The sequence below is a fragment of the Pedobacter cryoconitis genome (assembly GCF_014207135.1).
Lineage (GTDB): Bacteria > Bacteroidota > Bacteroidia > Sphingobacteriales > Sphingobacteriaceae > Pedobacter > Pedobacter cryoconitis_D.
In genome coordinates this window covers 223,020-240,523 of record NZ_JACHCC010000004.1, presented here as the reverse complement: position 1 = coordinate 240,523, position 17,504 = coordinate 223,020, and the positions used below count along the sequence as shown (strand labels likewise).

Annotated in this window: 15 protein-coding genes; 10 read left to right on the top strand and 5 right to left on the bottom strand. The window is 39.6% G+C overall.

Annotation, left to right across the window (positions count from 1 at the left end; all coding sequences use genetic code 11):
- From HDF25_RS08705 to HDF25_RS08670, 8 genes are all read left to right on the top strand, one after another.
- Positions 1 to 636 (top strand): O-methyltransferase, encoded by a 636-nt coding sequence (locus HDF25_RS08705; protein WP_184624356.1) that lies wholly within the window; start codon positions 1 to 3, stop codon positions 634 to 636.
- 2 nt (positions 637 to 638) lie between these two features.
- Entirely contained in the window at positions 639 to 1,352 is a 714-nt protein-coding gene (locus tag HDF25_RS08700; protein WP_260409342.1) for a glucosaminidase domain-containing protein, read from the top strand.
- Entirely contained in the window at positions 1,352 to 2,188 is an 837-nt protein-coding gene (locus HDF25_RS08695; RefSeq protein WP_184624355.1) for a glucosaminidase domain-containing protein, read from the top strand. The genes HDF25_RS08700 and HDF25_RS08695 overlap by 1 nt, the downstream gene beginning before the upstream one ends.
- 49 nt (positions 2,189 to 2,237) lie before the next feature.
- Positions 2,238 to 2,990: a hypothetical protein gene (locus tag HDF25_RS08690; protein ID WP_184624354.1), complete on the top strand. Its 753-nt coding sequence runs from the start codon at positions 2,238 to 2,240 to the stop codon at positions 2,988 to 2,990.
- A complete protein-coding gene (locus HDF25_RS08685; RefSeq protein ID WP_184624353.1) occupies positions 2,987 to 3,310 on the top strand; it encodes a hypothetical protein in 324 nt (107 codons plus the stop codon). The genes HDF25_RS08690 and HDF25_RS08685 overlap by 4 nt, the downstream gene beginning before the upstream one ends.
- A 47-nt stretch (positions 3,311 to 3,357) precedes the next feature.
- On the top strand, positions 3,358 to 4,377 hold the full coding sequence (locus HDF25_RS08680; RefSeq protein WP_184624352.1) for a DUF3078 domain-containing protein: 1,020 nt from the start codon (positions 3,358 to 3,360) through the stop codon (positions 4,375 to 4,377).
- 104 nt (positions 4,378 to 4,481) lie between these two features.
- Positions 4,482 to 5,822, top strand: coding sequence for a signal recognition particle protein (gene ffh / locus HDF25_RS08675; RefSeq protein ID WP_184624351.1), 1,341 nt, complete (start codon positions 4,482 to 4,484; stop codon positions 5,820 to 5,822).
- Positions 5,823 to 5,943: 121 nt separating this feature from the next.
- The gene (locus HDF25_RS08670; protein WP_184624350.1) at positions 5,944 to 7,482 is read left to right on the top strand and encodes a YifB family Mg chelatase-like AAA ATPase; all 1,539 of its coding nucleotides are present in this window, start codon (positions 5,944 to 5,946) and stop codon (positions 7,480 to 7,482) included.
- Between the two features lie 76 nt (positions 7,483 to 7,558).
- Here the strand turns inward: HDF25_RS08670 and HDF25_RS08665 are convergent, their stop codons facing one another.
- Together HDF25_RS08665 and HDF25_RS08660 are read right to left on the bottom strand one after the other, a co-directional pair.
- Positions 7,559 to 8,401, bottom strand: coding sequence for a M57 family metalloprotease (locus tag HDF25_RS08665; protein ID WP_221450880.1), 843 nt, complete (start codon positions 8,399 to 8,401; stop codon positions 7,559 to 7,561).
- Positions 8,402 to 8,639: 238 nt separating this feature from the next.
- Complete coding sequence (locus tag HDF25_RS08660; protein WP_184624349.1) at positions 8,640 to 9,476, bottom strand: M57 family metalloprotease; 837 nt, start codon at positions 9,474 to 9,476, stop codon at positions 8,640 to 8,642.
- Positions 9,477 to 9,573: 97 nt separating this feature from the next.
- Between HDF25_RS08660 and HDF25_RS08655 the strand changes: the two genes are divergently transcribed.
- Positions 9,574 to 12,414 (top strand): S8 family peptidase, encoded by a 2,841-nt coding sequence (locus tag HDF25_RS08655; protein WP_184624348.1) that lies wholly within the window; start codon positions 9,574 to 9,576, stop codon positions 12,412 to 12,414.
- Positions 12,415 to 12,448: 34 nt separating this feature from the next.
- Here HDF25_RS08655 and HDF25_RS08650 read toward each other — a convergent pair whose 3' ends face one another.
- Positions 12,449 to 12,709 (bottom strand): hypothetical protein, encoded by a 261-nt coding sequence (locus HDF25_RS08650; RefSeq protein ID WP_184624347.1) that lies wholly within the window; start codon positions 12,707 to 12,709, stop codon positions 12,449 to 12,451.
- A gap of 50 nt (positions 12,710 to 12,759) precedes the next feature.
- Positions 12,760 to 13,344, bottom strand: a complete 585-nt coding sequence (locus HDF25_RS08645) for a TlpA family protein disulfide reductase (protein WP_184624346.1) — start codon at positions 13,342 to 13,344, stop codon at positions 12,760 to 12,762.
- Positions 13,345 to 13,453: 109 nt separating this feature from the next.
- On the opposite strand from HDF25_RS08645, the gene HDF25_RS08640 reads away from it, so the two are divergent.
- Entirely contained in the window at positions 13,454 to 15,532 is a 2,079-nt protein-coding gene (locus HDF25_RS08640) for a S9 family peptidase (protein ID WP_184624345.1), read from the top strand.
- Positions 15,533 to 15,602: 70 nt separating this feature from the next.
- Here the strand turns inward: HDF25_RS08640 and htpG are convergent, their stop codons facing one another.
- The gene (gene htpG / locus HDF25_RS08635; protein ID WP_221450879.1) at positions 15,603 to 17,492 is read right to left on the bottom strand and encodes a molecular chaperone HtpG; all 1,890 of its coding nucleotides are present in this window, start codon (positions 17,490 to 17,492) and stop codon (positions 15,603 to 15,605) included.
- Positions 17,493 to 17,504 lie beyond the last annotated feature (12 nt).

Sequence of the window (17,504 nt, the reverse complement as noted above, 5' to 3'; positions counted from 1 at the left end):
ATGGGCCTGATTAAAGACGACTTATCAAATTTACTGCTAAAATTCTGCGAGCCTGAGTCTGCATTATTACAACAGATTGACAGGGAAACCAATCTGAAGGTTTTAATGCCAAGAATGCTTTCCGGGCATTATCAGGGCCGCGTTTTGAGCATGCTCAGCAAATTGATTACACCCAGACGTATTCTTGAAATCGGCACATTTACCGGCTATGCTACCCTCTGTCTTGCAGAAGGTCTTGCAGACGACGGATTACTTTATACTTTAGATATTAATGTAGAACTGGAAGACAGGGTACGAGGTTATTTTGAAGCCTCTGCCTATCAGTCAAAAATAAATTATATACTGGGTGATGCCACTCAGACCGTCAATGATTTAAAAGAGACTTTTGATCTTGTATTTATCGATGCGGATAAAAAAAATAATGGAACTTATTACGATCTGATCTTTGACAGGGTTAGACCGGGTGGGTTAATTATAGTAGACAATGTCCTGTGGAGCGGAAAAGTACTAACGAACCAGCAGGATAAAGACACCGTTAATATTAGTACTTTTAATGATAAGGTTGCAGCAGATGACAGGGTAGAGAAATTAATCCTGCCTGTCAGGGATGGCTTGTTTATCATCAGAAAAAAATAAATATGATTACAAAAAAACTAATGCTGATTTGGCTGGCCCTGATTTTACTGGGTTCAACTGCCCAAAGCCAGACTGTTACCCAATACGTGGAAGAGCACACGGATCATGCTCAGGAATTAATGAGAGCATCTGATGTTCCTGCAAGTGTGATTTTAGCTGTTGCAATTCATGAATCTGCCGCAGGCAAAAGTAAAGTTGCCCGCCATCTGAATAATCACTTCGGCATCAAAGGATCAAACAGTAATTCAGCAATCAACTCTTCCTACCGGGATTATGAAAATGCAGATGAATCCTATGATAATTTTGTAGAAGTCTTACAGAACAATTCATCTTTCAGCAAATTATTTGACCGGTGTGATCAGTACGATTATGCCGCATGGGCAAAAGGGATACAGCGTGGGGGTTATGCCAGCAGCAGAACCTGGGCAAACCAGGTTATCGCCATCATCAATAAATATGAGCTGTACCAGTATGATGAAAGACCTGATGATTATGTAGAGCCGGTTAAGGTTGCTCCGGTAAGCACAAGAAAAAAACATCACCGCAGCAGTCACAGGACAAAACACCATCGCTCTTCTGCTAAATTTTATACTATAAAAAAAGGAGACAACCTGAACAGGATTGCCGAATCACACGGTACCTCTTCAAAAGTGCTGATGCGTAAAAATGGATTGAAAAAATCGGCGCTTAAACCAGGGCAAAAAATCAAGCTTTAATGAAACATAAACTTTTACTCTTCGCCTTAGCAGTTATTCTCTTTTCTTCGTGTAAATCGAGGAAGTACCACCGTAATAATGTGCAGATAGAAAAAGCTGCCAACAAAGCCAATCCAAATTTTACGGACTATAACACTTTAAGTTATATCGAAGCTTTTAAGGGGGTCGCAATTGAAGAAATGAATACTTATGGAATTCCAGCCAGTATCACGCTGGCCCAGGGTATTATCGAGTCTGGCAGCGGAAACAGCAGCCTTGCCAAATATGCAAACAATCATTTCGGAATCAAATGCACTGCAGAGTGGAAAGGAAAAGCTTATTATAAAGACGATGATAAAAGTAATGATTGTTTCAGAGTGTATAAAGACGCCAGGGAGTCTTATAAAGATCACTCAGAATTTCTAAAGAGAAAACGCTACAGCGCTTTATTTCAACTGGATAAAAATGATTATATCAATTGGGCAAAGGGTTTAAAACAAGCCGGATATGCCACGAATCCAAAATATCCGGATATGGTAATCAATACCATTGAGAAATATCAGTTACATCAATATGACCAGTCTGAATCTGAACCGGATAAGATCAAAAGAGAAGACCGGGTATTTACAGAAATCAATGCCAATATTCCTAAGGAAACAAAAAAATTCACGCCTGTAGAAACTCCGCCATCCAAACAGATTATCAATACAACTGATCCGAATTATACCGTTCAGAAAGGAGATACGCTGTATAATATATCCAAAAGATATAACATGACAGTTGATGAATTAAAGTCGCTGAACAACCTTACTGATCAGGGAATAAAGATCGGTCAGAAGCTTGTGGTAGTTAAATAATGTTAATATAAACACTACAGCTTCGTCTTATTTGTACTTTTGCTGCTCAATGAAACCATTTATTTTATTCTTCTTTTGTAGTTTCTTTTGCAGTATTGCATTTGCTCAGAAAAAACCTATACAGGGCTTTGTCATAGACAAGGTATCCAAACAGCGTCTGGCTAAAGTATATATTTACAACTCGCACAATGATGATGGTATTTATAACAATAGTAAAGGTGAGTTTGTAACAGAGGCCATCGCAGGAGATACATTATTTGCTGTCAGACAGGGATATGGGGTTGATACTGTCGTTTACAAAGGCAACAACACCATCTATTTTCAGCTGAAGCCGCTGGCCATTCAGTTAAGGGAAGTAGCTATCATTGGCAGCTCTCTTACACCTAAGCAGCGTTATGATCAGGTTACCAGGGAGTATAAATATGCCACTGATCTGGGAAGTTCCCGGGACCTGCTTAATTTAAATTCAAGAGGTGTCGGTTTGGGTATTGATGCTATTTATAACCTGTTAAGCAGAAAAGGTAAAAATGCAAGACATTTACAGGCTATTCTGGAAAGAGATTATAAGGAAGAAATTATAGATTACAAGTATAATCCTGCTTTTGTAAGCCGGGTTTTAAGGATCAAAGATTTCGAGCTGAAAGACTACATGCAGCAATACAGACCGAGTTATGATTTTGTCCTCACGGCCTCTGATTATGCTTTTATTGTCTTCCTGAAAAACAATTATGCTTCCTATAAACGTAACCCGAAGGCATTCCGTTTACAGCCACTGCCAGATATTAAGATTGCTAAACCATGAAGTACTGGTCCGTGACATGGAAAGGACTCCCTGCTAATGCAATGGCTATTTTTCCATTCATGGTATTTAAGCATGCTGAACAAAAAAAAGATCCCCTGCTGATCAACCACGAAAAGGTTCATTTTTACCAGCAACTGGAACTGCTTGTCCTGCCGTTTTATGCTTTATATCTGGTGAATTACCTGATTAACCTGACCCGGTTCAGGAATCATGACCGGGCTTATTTTAATATCTGTTTTGAAAAAGAGGCCTATGCGAATGAACAGGACCTGAATTATCTGAAAAAGAGGAAGCTATATGCGTGGCTAAAATATTTATAATAAATTCTGAGCCCCCATTAGGAACATTTTTCTTTTCTTTGTATTCAATGAGAGGTATATATGCATGTTTACTATTTGTATTTGCGGTTTCGGCACAAGTAAGTGCACAAGAGATAGATACAATTCCTACAAATATCAAGGATTTTGACCTTAAACTTAAAAAAAGCCCGATGCCGGTGCTAAAAGGTATTATCGTCTTTAAGCCTGTCGACATTACTCCGTTGATCGTTAGTTCTAAAGTAAATTACTGGAAAACTAAAACATCTATCGGAATCAATGTCAACCAATCCTCGTTCAGTAATAACTGGAGTGGTGGTGGTGTAAATTCACTGGCGGTAGAAGGTCTGGTTAACTATAAAGCTGAATACAAAAAGGAGAACTATAGTTATCTGACGGAGCTCGACCTGCGTTATGGAAAGATCAGAAACAAAAACCAGTTGCAAAAGAAAACCAATGACCGTATTTTCTGGAATAATGTCGGTTCATTTAAAATCGGTAAGGACTGGAATCTGTTTACTTCCCTAACTTTTGAATCTCAGTTTGATAACGGATATTCTTACAGTACAGTGAATGGAGTGGAAACAGCCACCTTGATTTCCAAATTTATGTCTCCGGGATATTTAACAGAATCATTCGGTTTTGAGTACAAGCCAAATAAATATTTTTCTACGCAATTTGGTACAGGGGCCGCGAAACAAACCTTTGTATTGGATAATAAAGACCTTACAGCTGCCTATCTCAATGCAAACCCGGGAAGTACTAAAACTGATAACTATGGTGTCCCGGTAGGTGATACTTTCAGAAATGACCTGGCTTTTCAGATCACCAGCAATTTTGAAAAAGAAGTATTTCAGAATATAACACTGAAAACCAGGTATAACATTTTTGTTCCTTACGATCATTTCGAAAATCTGACTCAAAGACTGGATGTGACTGTCACAGCTAAAGTCAACCGGTTTATGAATGTTACCCTGAACGGCGTCGGTATATATGACAAAAGCATAAGTGCCAGAATTCAGGGCAGTCAGTCGCTGGCTATGGGCGTCATGTTTATATTCCCCCGCTAAATACTTCTGCATCATATTTTAATGTTGATTGTTATTAAAAATGTTTGCAACTTTGTACTCTTCTACCACTATACAATAACTAATTGACTATCAATTAATAAAACATGTTTGAAAATTTACAGGATAAACTAGACCGGGCGTTTAAAGTTCTAAAGGGTCAGGGAAGCATTTCAGAGATCAACGTGGCAGAGACCATGAAGGAAATTCGTAAAGCTTTACTGGATGCCGACGTAAATTTTAAAACTGCTAAAAGCTTCACTGACGAAGTTAAGGAAAAGGCTTTAGGTCTGAATGTACTGACTGCTGTTTCGCCGGGACAATTACTAACCAAAGTAATGAACGACGAACTGACGGCCCTAATGGGTGGTGAGGTCAAGGAACTGGACTTAAAAACAAATCCAACGATTATATTAATTGCTGGTCTGAACGGTGCGGGTAAAACAACCTTCTCCGGAAAACTGGCAAACTACCTGAAAAGTAAAGGTAAAAAGCCCTTACTGGTTGCAGGTGACGTATATCGTCCTGCTGCTATAGACCAGTTGCAAATATTAGGGGAACAGATTGGCGTTCCTGTTTATGCAAACAAGGATTCTAAAGATCCTGTAGCTATTGCGCTTGAAGGGATTGAACAAGGAAAAAGAGAACATCATAACGTAATCATCATTGATACTGCCGGTCGTTTAGCAATAGACGAAGAGATGATGAATGAGATCGCGGATGTGAAGTTGCATACTAAACCGCATGAAATCCTGTTCGTAGTTGATGCCATGACCGGACAGGATGCGGTTAATACAGCCAAAGCATTTAACGACCGTCTGGATTTTACCGGGGTTGTTTTGACAAAACTGGATGGCGATACCCGTGGTGGTGCCGCTTTATCTATCAAATCTGTCGTTAACAAACCGATTAAATTTGTTGGTACGGGTGAAAAAATGGAAGCGCTTGACGTCTTCTATCCGGACAGGATGGCCTCCCGTATTTTAGGGATGGGTGATGTTGTTTCCCTTGTTGAACGTGCTCAGGAGCAATTCGACGAGAAAGAGGCAGCTGAACTTCAAAAGAAAATCCGTAAAAATAAATTTGACTTCAACGATTTCTACAACCAGATTCAGCAGATCAAGAAGATGGGTAACATGAAAGACCTGATGGGCATGATTCCGGGAGTCAGTAAAATGATGAAAAACGTAGAGATTGAAGATGATGCTTTCAAAAATGTAGAAGCCATCATTCAATCAATGACGAAATATGAAAGAGAAAATCCGGATAGTATCCAGCAAAGCAGAAGACTGCGTATAGCAAAGGGTTCCGGTAATAAAATTGAAGAAGTAACCAAACTGATCAAACAGTTTGAGGATATGCGTAAAGTAATGAAACAGTTTTCAAATCCTGCTGCTGCTGCCAAAATGATGCGCGGTATGCCTAAGATGCCTCAGGGAAGAATGTAAATCTGTTCAATTTTTTAAAAACCGGAATTTTCATTCCGGTTTTTTTTATGCAAAAAAAACACACCTGATCATTAACACCTAAAGTCAATACCGGATTAATTTAGCATACAATTCAAAGATTATGCTGATTAAAACTTACGGCAGTGCCATATCCGGTGTAGATGCTAAAATCATTACCATTGAAGTCAGTATCAGCAGCGGGAATAAATATCATATTGTCGGATTACCCGATAATGCGGTAAAGGAAAGTCTGAAAAGAATAGAAAGCGCCATCCAGTCGTCGGGTTTAAAGATGCCCAGACAAAAAATAGTGATCAACCTCTCTCCGGCAAACCTTAGAAAAGAGGGAACAGCTTATGACCTACCCATTGCACTAGGTATTTTAATCGCCTCAGGACAATTAAGTACCGAAAAGGAAGCAGAGTTCCTTCTTGCCGGAGAACTCTCGCTTGACGGCAGTATACAGCCCGTGAAGGGGGCGTTGTCTATTGCCATACAGGCGGCTAAATCCGGATTTAAGGGATTTGTACTCCCGGCAGATAATTCAAGAGAAGCTGCAGTACCTGATGGCTTGCAGGTTTATGGCATGTGCCATTTAAAAGAGCTCATCGCTTTTTTTAGTGGGAATACTATATTTGAGCCCGTACAGGTAAATACAGCACAGGAGTTTTTAAAAAACAGAGGCTTGTATGGTTATGACTTTTCTGATGTTAAAGGGCAGGAAAGTACCAAGCGCGCTTTGGAAATCGCAGCGGCGGGCGGTCACAACCTGATTCTTATTGGGCCACCGGGGGCAGGAAAGACTATGCTGGCTAAACGTTTACCAACGATTTTACCTCCGTTAAGCTTAGACGAAGCACTGGAAACTACTAAAATTCATTCTGTAGCAGGAAAATTGAAAGCTGCAAATTCGTTAATGACGGAACGGCCATTTCGTAACCCACATCACAGTATTTCTGATGCTGCACTGGTTGGAGGAGGGAGTAATCCGCAGCCAGGAGAAATCTCTCTTGCCCATAATGGTGTTTTATTCCTGGATGAATTACCTGAATTTAAAAGGGCTGTACTGGAAGTCATGCGTCAGCCGCTCGAAGACAGGAAGGTAACTATAGCAAGAGCCCGTCTAAGTGTTGACTATCCGGCTAGCTTTATGCTCATTGCCTCGATGAACCCATGTCCCTGCGGATTTTATAATCATCCTGAAAAGGAATGCAGCTGTTCACCAGGGGTGGTAAAAAAATACCTGAGTAAAATTTCGGGCCCTTTAATGGACCGGATTGACCTTCATGTGGAAATCACCCCGGTTGATTTCAATGAACTGGTTTCTCAGTATCTTTCTGAGAAAAGCATGCTTATCAGAAAAAGGGTAATTAAGGCAAGAGCAAAACAGCAAATGCGTTTCAATACATTTACTGGGATACATTATAATGCCCAGATGAGTCCAAATATGGTCAGACAGCTATGTGTGATCAACAATCAGGGATTAGCCCTGATCAGACAGGCAATGGAAAAACTGGGCCTCTCTGCCCGTGCCTACGACAGGATATTAAAAGTTTCCCGCACCATAGCGGACCTGGCTGGCAGCAAGGAGATACAACTGGAACATCTGGCTGAAGCGATACATTATCGTAGTCTTGACAGAAATAACTGGGCAGGTTAGCCTTTTATTAAAGCCCGGTAAAATTTACCGGACTTTAAGGCCCTGATCCATAAATTAGCTATGGTTTGTTCGTTAATTATTTATATAAATAGTTCAGTGCAATTTTATCATTTGCATTAAAAGTCCTGTCAGAACCATTTGAACAGGCTAACATGAATGATGCTGCATTTGGTCCTGATGGTGTACCTGGAATTCTGATCGCACCAACATCACTCTGACCTTCATTTGCATAAGAACCACCACAGCTATAAGCTCTGTTGGCATAGTCAGTATGACGAAAACCAATACAATGTCCTACTTCATGCTGAATTACTGAAGTAAGGTATCCCTGGTCTGGATTAGCACCGTAGGCATCAACATTGGTGTTCATTTGAATCTGGTTGAAAGGATCGCCTCCAGAAGTAGGGAAACCAGATGAACCTAAGGTAATATACCCGTCAGGTCCAACCCCTTCATCAAATCCAAAGATGTCGATATCACCTGTATTACCAGGAGCTGCACGTTGAAAAGTAACACGCAGACCCAAATTGTTATATCTGGTAATCATTGCATCAGTAGCATCACTATAAACCTGTGGTAGGTTAGTTACAGATACTGTAATTACTCTTGGCAATGCATTAACCAGGTTTGTGGTCCGGTATTGTTCTGTTTCAGCAATACTTAAATGGCTGCTTACTGCTTTTTCATTGAGATTTTTGTCAGTTAAAAGGATATCCCCTTCAACAAGATAGCCCCCTTTTACTTTACGGGCATTCTCAGTGCTGAATCCCATCTTGTTAATCTGGGATTTTGTAGCTGCAGAAATTTTGTCCTGGCTGGAAGCAGCTGTTGTTGTCGCTGCATCTTTTTTCTGGCATCCATAGAAAGACAGAGCCATTGTGCCCATAAGGGCAAACGATAATAAATTCAGTTTTTTCATTAAGTTAATTTTAGGTAGATGATTAATGAATCATAGGTTAATCTAAAATTATATATAATTTTTTATTAAAAACGAATTTATTTTTACCCAAACTGTTGATATTCAATAGATAATTCTATTATGATAACAATTTATGCCCTAAAGCGCAAAATTTAGTCATAAAAAGACTAAGCCCGGCAATAAAAATTGCCGGGCTTAAAGCCACTAATCCACAAAACTCTAGTAGTTAGTGATTAAATTATTTGTATAAGTAGTTCAATGCAATTACATCATTTGCATTAAAGGTTCTGTCAGAACCGTTTGAACAAGCTAACATGAATGATGCTGCATCTGGTCCTGATGGTGTACCAGGAATCTGAACTGCACCAACACCAGCGGTACCTTCATTAGACGCACTTCCACCACAGCTATAAGCTCTGTTTTTGTAGTCAGTATGACGGAAACCAATACAGTGTCCAACTTCATGTTGTAAAACAGAAGTTAAATAACCCAGGTTAGGGTTAGAACCATAAGCTGCAGGGTTAGTATTCATCTGGATCTGGTTGAAAGGATTACCTCCAGAAGTTGGGAACCCTGAAGAACCTAAAGTGATATAACCACCTGAAGGACCTTCATTGAAACCTACTACATCGATTTGACCAGTAGTTCCTGCTGCTGCACGCTGGAAAGTGAAGCGTAGACCCAAATTGTTATATCTGGTGATCATAGCGTTAACTGCATCACTATATACCGTAGGTAAGTTAGTTACTGAAATAGTAATTACTCTTGGCAAAGCTTTCACCACATTAGTGGTTCTGTATTGTTCGGTGGAAGCTATTGTCAGATTTGGAGAAGAAGATTTCTCTGTAAGATTTGCCTCACTTAAAAGGATGTCATTTTCAACAAGATAACCTCCGTTTACTTTTCTGGCATTTTCTGTACTGAACCCAAGGGCAGTAATCTGAGCTTTAGTGGTAGCAGAAATTTCATTCTGATTTGAACCAGTTGTAGTTGCTGCATCTTTTTTTTGGCAGCCAAAAACGCAAAGTGCAAGCGTGCCGGCAATGGCAAGCGAGAATAAGTTAAATTTTTTCATTAAGTTAGTTTTTTAGGTAGAATGTTTGTGGGTTAGATGGTTAAACTAAAATTATATATAATTTTAACCATAAACAAATTTTTAAATTTAAAATATTGTGGAAATCAAAATAAAATATGCTCTCATTATAATTTTTCTTTTCAGCACAGCTGTAAAAGGGCAGAATTTATCGGTTGCAGAAAAAAAGAATATTTTCAACAAATACAGCTCTACGACAGTAAATTCGAAGATAAATGGCGAAAATCTTTTGCTTGTAGAATTAAGCCGGCCCCTGACCAGCAAAGAAATTGAAGAACTAAAACCATTGCGCAATTTTTCTTTGAATCATCTCATAATCAGAGAAGATATGGCTGCTAAAGTCAGTAACATCATTTTAGCACAGGCAAAAGCTAACTCATGGTGGAAGGCAAGTGACAAGTTAAACCGGTTATATGAACAATATAATACTCAGAATAAGCAATTTATTATAAGAATTGCGATAAACCCAAAGACCCTGGTGATATCCAGACAACTTCAGTCCTTAAAAGATTACACTTTAGATCAGCAGCACTATGTGATTACTGCAAGTATTCAGATGAATGAGCTGATGGCAATTTTACAACTGGACGAAGTTTTATTTGCAGATATCATTCAAACTCCAAAAGATGAAATTGTAATCAATGACACAGATCTATCTGATAACGAGATTGCAGCTGTGCATCTCCGTTATCCGGATATCAATGGGAAAGGTATCACATTATCCTTAAAAGAGCAGATGTTCGCTAAAGAAGATATAGATCTGACTGGAAATATTGTTGCTTCTCCTTCTAATGCTCCTGTAGTAGATGATCATGCCACCATCATGGCAACACTTGCTCTGGGTAGAGGAAATTCTTTCATCCGCGGACTGGGCGCAGCTCCTTTTGCCAGTCTGACTGCTTCGGATTATACCAAAAATAATTTTGACCTGATGCCCGATGATATTAAAGAGCTTAATCAATATAAGGTAAATGTACAGAATCATTCTTATGGCACTTCTACCATAGATAATCTCTATGGTATCCAGGCTGTAGCATACGACAAACAGGTATATGAAGCTGATACTATAGTTCATGTCTTCTCTGCCGGGAACTCGGGATTAGTTATCGCGACTGATGGCATCTATAAGAATATTCCAAATACAGCTAATTTAACGGGGAACTTTAAGACTGCTAAAAATGTAATTGTAGTTGGAGGAATAGGCTTGGAAAATTTATCGGAAGCTATGAGCAGCAAAGGACCGGCTTATGACGGAAGAGTAAAACCGGAGATCGTTGCGTTGGGCCAAGATGGTACATCAGGCGCAGCCGCATTAACTTCGGGCACAGTCGCCCTTTTTCAGCAGAAATACAAAAGTCTTTTCGGAAAACAACCCCCTGTTGCCGTAGTCAAGAGTATTTTGGTTAATTCTGCAGATGATATCGGAACACCACAGGTAGATTATGCAACAGGGTTTGGGAAACTGAATGCTTATCAGGCTATCCTTACACTTCAGGAAAACAGGTTCCAGACCGGGAGCGTAACGGACCAGCAGGATTATACTTTCCCTTTGCAGGTACCGGTTAATCAGCAGACCATTAAAGTGACACTGGCCTGGACTGACCCTCCTGCAGTAGTCAACAGTGTTCAGGCCATAGTGAATCATCTTGATTTATCTATGCAAACACCAGCAGGAACGGTTATTTTACCCTGGGCACTGAGCACATACCCTAGTGCTGACTCATTAGCTTTACCTGCCACAAGAAAAATAGACAATATTAACACAGTACAACAGCTTAGTCTGGATAACGTACCCCCTGGTAATTACATCATCCATGTAAAAGGCCGCTCGGTTACTCAGGGAAAACAGAATTTCAGTATCGCCTATCAGATAAAACCAGCCAATGATTTTACCTGGACCTTTCCTGCGAAAGATGCCTCCATTTTTGCCACTGAAGACAATTATGTAAGATGGGGGACTACTTTATCAGGGCAAGGCGGAAAACTCTCTGTAAGCTACGATAATGGTGTTAACTGGACGGTTTTAAGCAGCAATATAAATTTCAGTTCTACATTCTTTAAATGGACAGCCCCCAATTTATTTACACGCGCGCTATTAAAGATGGAAAGTGGTGGGAAAGAATTTATCAGTGAATCTTTTGTTATCTCAGCGCCGGAGAAGCTCAAGGTTGGTTATAATTGCGCAGATAAAATCTTATTTCACTGGCCTACCCAGCCTTTAGCAACGGGCTATACCCTCTATAATCTGAAAAACAATATATTAACTTCTTTTAAACAGCTTACGGATACAATTGCTATCATTGATAAGGCTTCAATATCATCACCTTATTTTGCTGTTTCTGCTAATGGAACAGATTTTAACGGACTGAAAAGCTATACTCTTGATTATACCACGCAAGGAGTTGCTTGTTATATCCGGACATTTCTGGCCAGCGTAGTTAATGATGCAGGTAAACTTGACCTCGCCATTGCTACAACTTATAATCTGAAAACAATTACCTGGGAAAAACAGACTTCTCCGGGTATTTTTGTTCCACTTGCAGTTGTTCCGGTAACCTCCGGTTTATTGAACTACAGTCAGCCTGACCCTAATCTCATTCGCGGTGTACAATTTTACCGGGTAACACTCGAAACCAATGATGGTCTTAAGATTCTCTCTGACATCCTGCCACTCAACTTCCTCAAAGCAAATGATTTTGTAACCTATCCTAATCCAGTAACAGACTTACTATCAGTACGTAGTGGGGATTTTGACCCCTATACACTTTCGCTTTATAACCTTTCCGGCCAGAAAGTCTATCTTAAAGATGGAAGTGGATTGTATCAGTTTGACCTTTCTTCTTTATCTACAGGCTTATATATTGGTGTGATATCAAGAAACGGGAACACCCTGAAAAAGATAAAGGTTATAAAAAGATAAACCCCTTAACGGGGTTCAGAGCCTGTTAAGGGGTTTATGCTTCTTCCGATTCGTTGTCTTCCTCTTCTTCTTCAGGAACATAAGCTATAATTTCCTGACCTATAGCATTTACCTCTTCATCTTCTCCGAAGAGCGGCAGTGCTGTATCAGGATCTAATTTCAGCCACTGGGATTCTGTGTCTTTAAGAATATGCAGATACTCCTTTCCGTCTTTATAAACAACGTAGGTATCATTTCCCTCCGGAAATATAGCATAGTCAACATCTCTTATAGTAATATCAAATGGTTCTTGCATGATTATTTTCTTAAAACTCCCTTTAAGACGGGTTTATAAATTGATGATAATTAATTTGCGGCCTTTAATTTATTGATAAATGTGATGAATTTGGGATCTGCATAATTAGCTGCACCTGACTCATTATAGGAAATTCTTCCTTCTCTGTCAAAAACTACCGTAGTAGGCAATGATCCTTTAAAAAGGTTCTCTGGTATATCGCTGGCAACAGCATATACTGGTAAACCGTAGCCTTTTTTATCCATGAATTGCTGCGCCTTGGGCAGCTGACTGTCTGCATCTACTAAAATGAAAACGACATCCTTATCTGTCTTAAATTTTTCATACAGCGCATTTACACTCGGCATCTCTGCCAGGCAGGGTGGACACCAGGTCGCCCAGAAATTCAGGAATACAACTTTACCTTTCAGTTCCCCGAGATCAACTTCTTTTCCACTGATATCTTTAAATTTAACGCCCGAAAACTCTCCGGATTTACTATTAGCCTGAACAGTTGTCGTGTCTGGCCTGAAGAACCCTATTTTCATCAATCCTTCTAATACCAGGGCTTTAGCCGGAGGGACAAACAAAAGAACAAGGAAAAGAGCTATCAAAACAGCATTAAATATATTCTTACGGTTAAGTATCTTATTCATGATGACATTCAGTTTATAAAATAAATCCTAATTTGCATGAGGCAGAGCAGAACATCAGTTGATATCGCTGCCTCGTTCAGCTTTAGCCGGTAAAAACAAAGATACAAAAATGGAAACTTATAAATGGCCCCTGGCTAGTCCTCCGATAGCCGGTATTAAACCAAAACAACGGATTTTACATGGTGATTCAGTAACAGATAATTATTACTGGATGATCGATTATTTTAAAAAGGGACCTCATAGTAACGAGACAATCAATTATCTCGAAGCAGAGAATAGTTATCTGGAGACCATGATGAGTGGTACAAAAACGTTACAAAAGAACTTATTTAAAGAACTTAAAGGCCGGATTAAGGAAAAGGATGAGTCTGTCCCAGTATTCAGAAATGGTTATTTTTATTACTCGAGAACCGAGGAAGGGAAACAGTATTCTAAGTTTTGCCGGAAGAAGGAGAGTTTAACCGCAGACGAAGAGATTTTACTGGACATTGATGAACTGGCTAAAGGCCATGCCTATTATAATGCGACCGGATATAGTGTCAGCCCGGATAATAAATTATTGGCCTATGGTGTCGATAAGGTTTCCAGACGTCAGTATACTATATTAATCAAAAACCTGGAAACAGGAGAGTTACTGGAAGACGAAATTTTAAATACCGAAGGAGACCCTTGCTGGGCAGCAGATAACCAAAATCTGTTTTATACAGCAAAGCATCCGGAGACCCTGCTAAGTGAGAAGATTAAAAAACACAAACTAGGAAGCAATGCAAATCTGGACCCTGTTGTTTATGAAGAAAAGGATAAATCAAATTATATTGGAGTAGAAAAATCCAAATCTGGTAAATATATCGTCATCACCTCTCAGGCAACACTTTCTTCCGAGGAAAGAATAATCCCGGCAGATCAGCCTGATGCAGAATTCAGGGTATTTCAATCCAGAATGGAAGATGTTTTGTACAATGTTATCCCAGTAGCAGATAAGTTTCTGATACTGACCAACTGGAACGCGCAGAACTTCCGTCTAATGGAATGCCCGCTGGATAAAACAGGGAAGGAAAACTGGAAAGAAGTAATTCCCCATCGTCAGGATGTCTTACTGGAAGATATAGAGGGTTTCAAAGACTTCCTGGTTATCTCTGAACGTAAAAATGGACTCATGCAATTGCGTATCCTTAGTTTTAATGGTACCGAACATTACATTGACTTTGGTGAACCTGCATATAATGCTTTTGTAGGTTACAATCCCGAATATAACAGTGAGAAAGTCCGTTTTATTTATACCTCACTGACTACACCTTCATCTGTTTATGACTATCATATGAAGACAAGGGAAAAACAACTGATGAAACAGCAGGAGGTTGTTGGAGGTTATAATCCGGGTGATTATACAACAGAGCGTTTGTATGCTACAGCCACAGACGGCACCAAAATTCCGATTTCACTGGTATATAAGAATGGCCTTAAAATGGATGGAAAAGCTCCCCTTCTGTTATATGCCTATGGTTCTTATGGCCACAGTATTGATGCTTCATTCTCTACAAATACCCTCAGCCTGCTAAACAGAGGATTTGTCTATGCCATTGCTCATATCCGGGGAGGCCAGGAAATGGGCCGCCAATGGTACGAAGACGGAAAACTGATGAAAAAGATGAATACTTTTACCGATTTTATCGATTGCGGTAAATTCCTGATCGGAAAGAAATTTACAAGTCCCGAACATCTATATGCACAGGGAGGCAGTGCCGGAGGATTATTGATGGGTGCAATAGTTAATCTTGCTCCTGAACTCTGGCACGGTGTGATTGCGCAGGTACCTTTTGTAGATGTGGTTAATACGATGCTTGACGAGAGTATTCCATTGACAACAAATGAGTTCGATGAATGGGGAAATCCGCAGAACGCAGATGCATACCATTATATGAAGAGTTATTCTCCTTATGAAAATATTGAACAAAAGGCTTATCCGAATTTATTGGTGGTTACAGGACTTCACGACAGCCAGGTACAGTATTTTGAACCTGCAAAATGGATCGCGAAATTAAGAGTGACAAAAACGGACCAGAATCTGTTATTACTTAAAACGGATATGGATTTTGGACATGGAGGTGCATCCGGAAGATTTGATTACCTGAAAGACATTGCCCTGAATTATTCATTCCTCTTAAGCCTGGAAAATATCACGGAATAAAAAAATAACTACATAAAAAAGCGGGCCTGCAAAATTGCGGGCCCGCTTTTTTATCAGAAAGAATAGCAGCTTAGATTAACTCTACACTACGATTAACAAAGGCAGTTAATTCTGCTCCTGTTAACATTCCCTGAGAAAGTAAGGCTAAATCAACTGCTTGTTTTGCCAATGCATTTTGCTCTTCTGCATTTTCAGTCTGCAAAATCCGGTTAACCAGTTTATGGTTACCATTGATTGCAACTTTATAATTATCAGGCATATTTCCATAGAAACTCATTCCGCCACCCATCTGTGCCATATCTTTCATACGACGCATAAATTCATCCATGGTTACGGTTACCGGGAACTCTTCCGGGTGAAGACCTACGATTTCTACCTGGAAACCTGGTTTGACAATCGCTTTTTCGAAAACACCTTTCACCGTTGCAGATTGTTCCTCTGTCAATACTGATTCTATAACCTCATCTTTTTCAATCAGCTTACTCGCCACACTGGAATCAACACGTTTTAACAATGTTTTTTCCAGTTTTTGTTCTAATGAGCTTACAAAGTGATTATCAATGGCCGAATTCATCAGCAATACATCATAATCCTTTTTACCCGCAGACTGGATGAAACTATCCTGTTTAGCCGGATCATTAGTATAGATATAAACAACCTGGCCATTTTTATCAGTCTGGATGTCTTTTACCTTATCATGGTATTCTTCTAAAGTAAAGTGCTCATTCTTTGTATTAGTCAATAAGGCAAAGCTTTTTGCTTTATCATAGAATTTCTCTTCACTCACCATTCCGTATTTCACAAAAAGACCGATATCGCCCCATTTCTCTTCGTAAGCCTTGCGGTCTTTATTGAAGAGTTCAGCTAATTTATCAGCCACTTTCTTAGTGATATAACTGTTAATTTTTTTCACATTGCTGTCTGCCTGAAGGAAACTTCTGGAAACATTCAGAGGAATATCCGGTGAATCAATTACCCCGTGCAATAACATCAGGAACTCAGGTACAATGTCCTTAACCTCATCTGTGATAAATACCTGGCGGCTGAATAATTTGATTTTGTTGCGTTGCATATCAAAATCATTTTTCACTTTCGGGAAATATAATACTCCTGTCAGGTTGAAAGGGTAGTCTACATTCAGGTGGATCCAGAATAAGGGATCTTCTGAGAATGGATATAATTGTTTGTAGAAATCCAGATAATCCTGGTCTGACAAATCTGCAGGTGCCTTAGTCCAGATCGGATCAGTGGTATTGATAATATTATCAGTTTCAACAGCTACCGTTTTTGGCTTTCCTTCTTCATCCTCACCGTCAGGGATCTGCTCGGTTTTTGTACCGAATTTAATTGGTACAGGTAAGAATTTACCATATTTATCAAGGATCTCTCCTAATTTCTGTTTACTCAGGAATTCAGCTGATTCTTCGTTAATATGAAGGATAATTTCGGTTCCCCGTGTGGTACGTGTGCCTTCAGTAATCTCATAAGAAGTACTTCCGTCACAAACCCAACGTGCTGGCTCAGCACCGTCCTGGTAAGATAAAGTCTGAATTTCGACTAAATCTGATACCATAAAAGCAGAATAAAACCCTAATCCGAATTTACCGATGATCTCGTTAGCGTCTTTAGCATCCTTGAACTTCTCAACAAATTCACTCGCTCCTGAAAAAGCTACCTGATTAATGTATTTTTTAATCTCTTCGGCAGTCATTCCCAAGCCATTATCACTGATCGTGATAGTCTTTTTTTCCTCATCAAGTGCAACTTCAACCAAAGGATTGCCCAACTCACCGTTGTATTGTCCTAAGGCAGCTAACCGTTTGATTTTTTGTACAGCATCAACCGCATTTGAAACCAGCTCTCGCAGGAATATCTCATTATCTGAGTACAGGAATTTCTTAATAATAGGAAAGATGTTTTCGGTATGTATGGAAATACTCCCTTTTTCTTCTATGCTCATATGTTAACTCAT

Bases quoted from the DNA above. Each gene is read 5' to 3' on its own strand.
- HDF25_RS08705 (WP_184624356.1), top strand. From the start codon at position 1: ATGGGCCTGATTAAAGACGACTTATCAAATTTACTGCTAAAATTCTGC.
- HDF25_RS08700 (WP_260409342.1), top strand. From the start codon at position 639: ATGATTACAAAAAAACTAATGCTGATTTGGCTGGCCCTGATTTTACTG.
- HDF25_RS08695 (WP_184624355.1), top strand. From the start codon at position 1,352: ATGAAACATAAACTTTTACTCTTCGCCTTAGCAGTTATTCTCTTTTCT.
- HDF25_RS08690 (WP_184624354.1), top strand. From the start codon at position 2,238: ATGAAACCATTTATTTTATTCTTCTTTTGTAGTTTCTTTTGCAGTATT.
- HDF25_RS08685 (WP_184624353.1), top strand. From the start codon at position 2,987: ATGAAGTACTGGTCCGTGACATGGAAAGGACTCCCTGCTAATGCAATG.
- HDF25_RS08680 (WP_184624352.1), top strand. From the start codon at position 3,358: ATGAGAGGTATATATGCATGTTTACTATTTGTATTTGCGGTTTCGGCA.
- ffh (WP_184624351.1), top strand. From the start codon at position 4,482: ATGTTTGAAAATTTACAGGATAAACTAGACCGGGCGTTTAAAGTTCTA.
- HDF25_RS08670 (WP_184624350.1), top strand. From the start codon at position 5,944: ATGCTGATTAAAACTTACGGCAGTGCCATATCCGGTGTAGATGCTAAA.
- HDF25_RS08665 (WP_221450880.1), bottom strand. From the start codon at position 8,401: ATGAAAAAACTGAATTTATTATCGTTTGCCCTTATGGGCACAATGGCT.
- HDF25_RS08660 (WP_184624349.1), bottom strand. From the start codon at position 9,476: ATGAAAAAATTTAACTTATTCTCGCTTGCCATTGCCGGCACGCTTGCA.
- HDF25_RS08650 (WP_184624347.1), bottom strand. From the start codon at position 12,709: ATGCAAGAACCATTTGATATTACTATAAGAGATGTTGACTATGCTATA.
- HDF25_RS08645 (WP_184624346.1), bottom strand. From the start codon at position 13,344: ATGAATAAGATACTTAACCGTAAGAATATATTTAATGCTGTTTTGATA.
- HDF25_RS08640 (WP_184624345.1), top strand. From the start codon at position 13,454: ATGGAAACTTATAAATGGCCCCTGGCTAGTCCTCCGATAGCCGGTATT.
- htpG (WP_221450879.1), bottom strand. From the start codon at position 17,492: ATGAGCATAGAAGAAAAAGGGAGTATTTCCATACATACCGAAAACATC.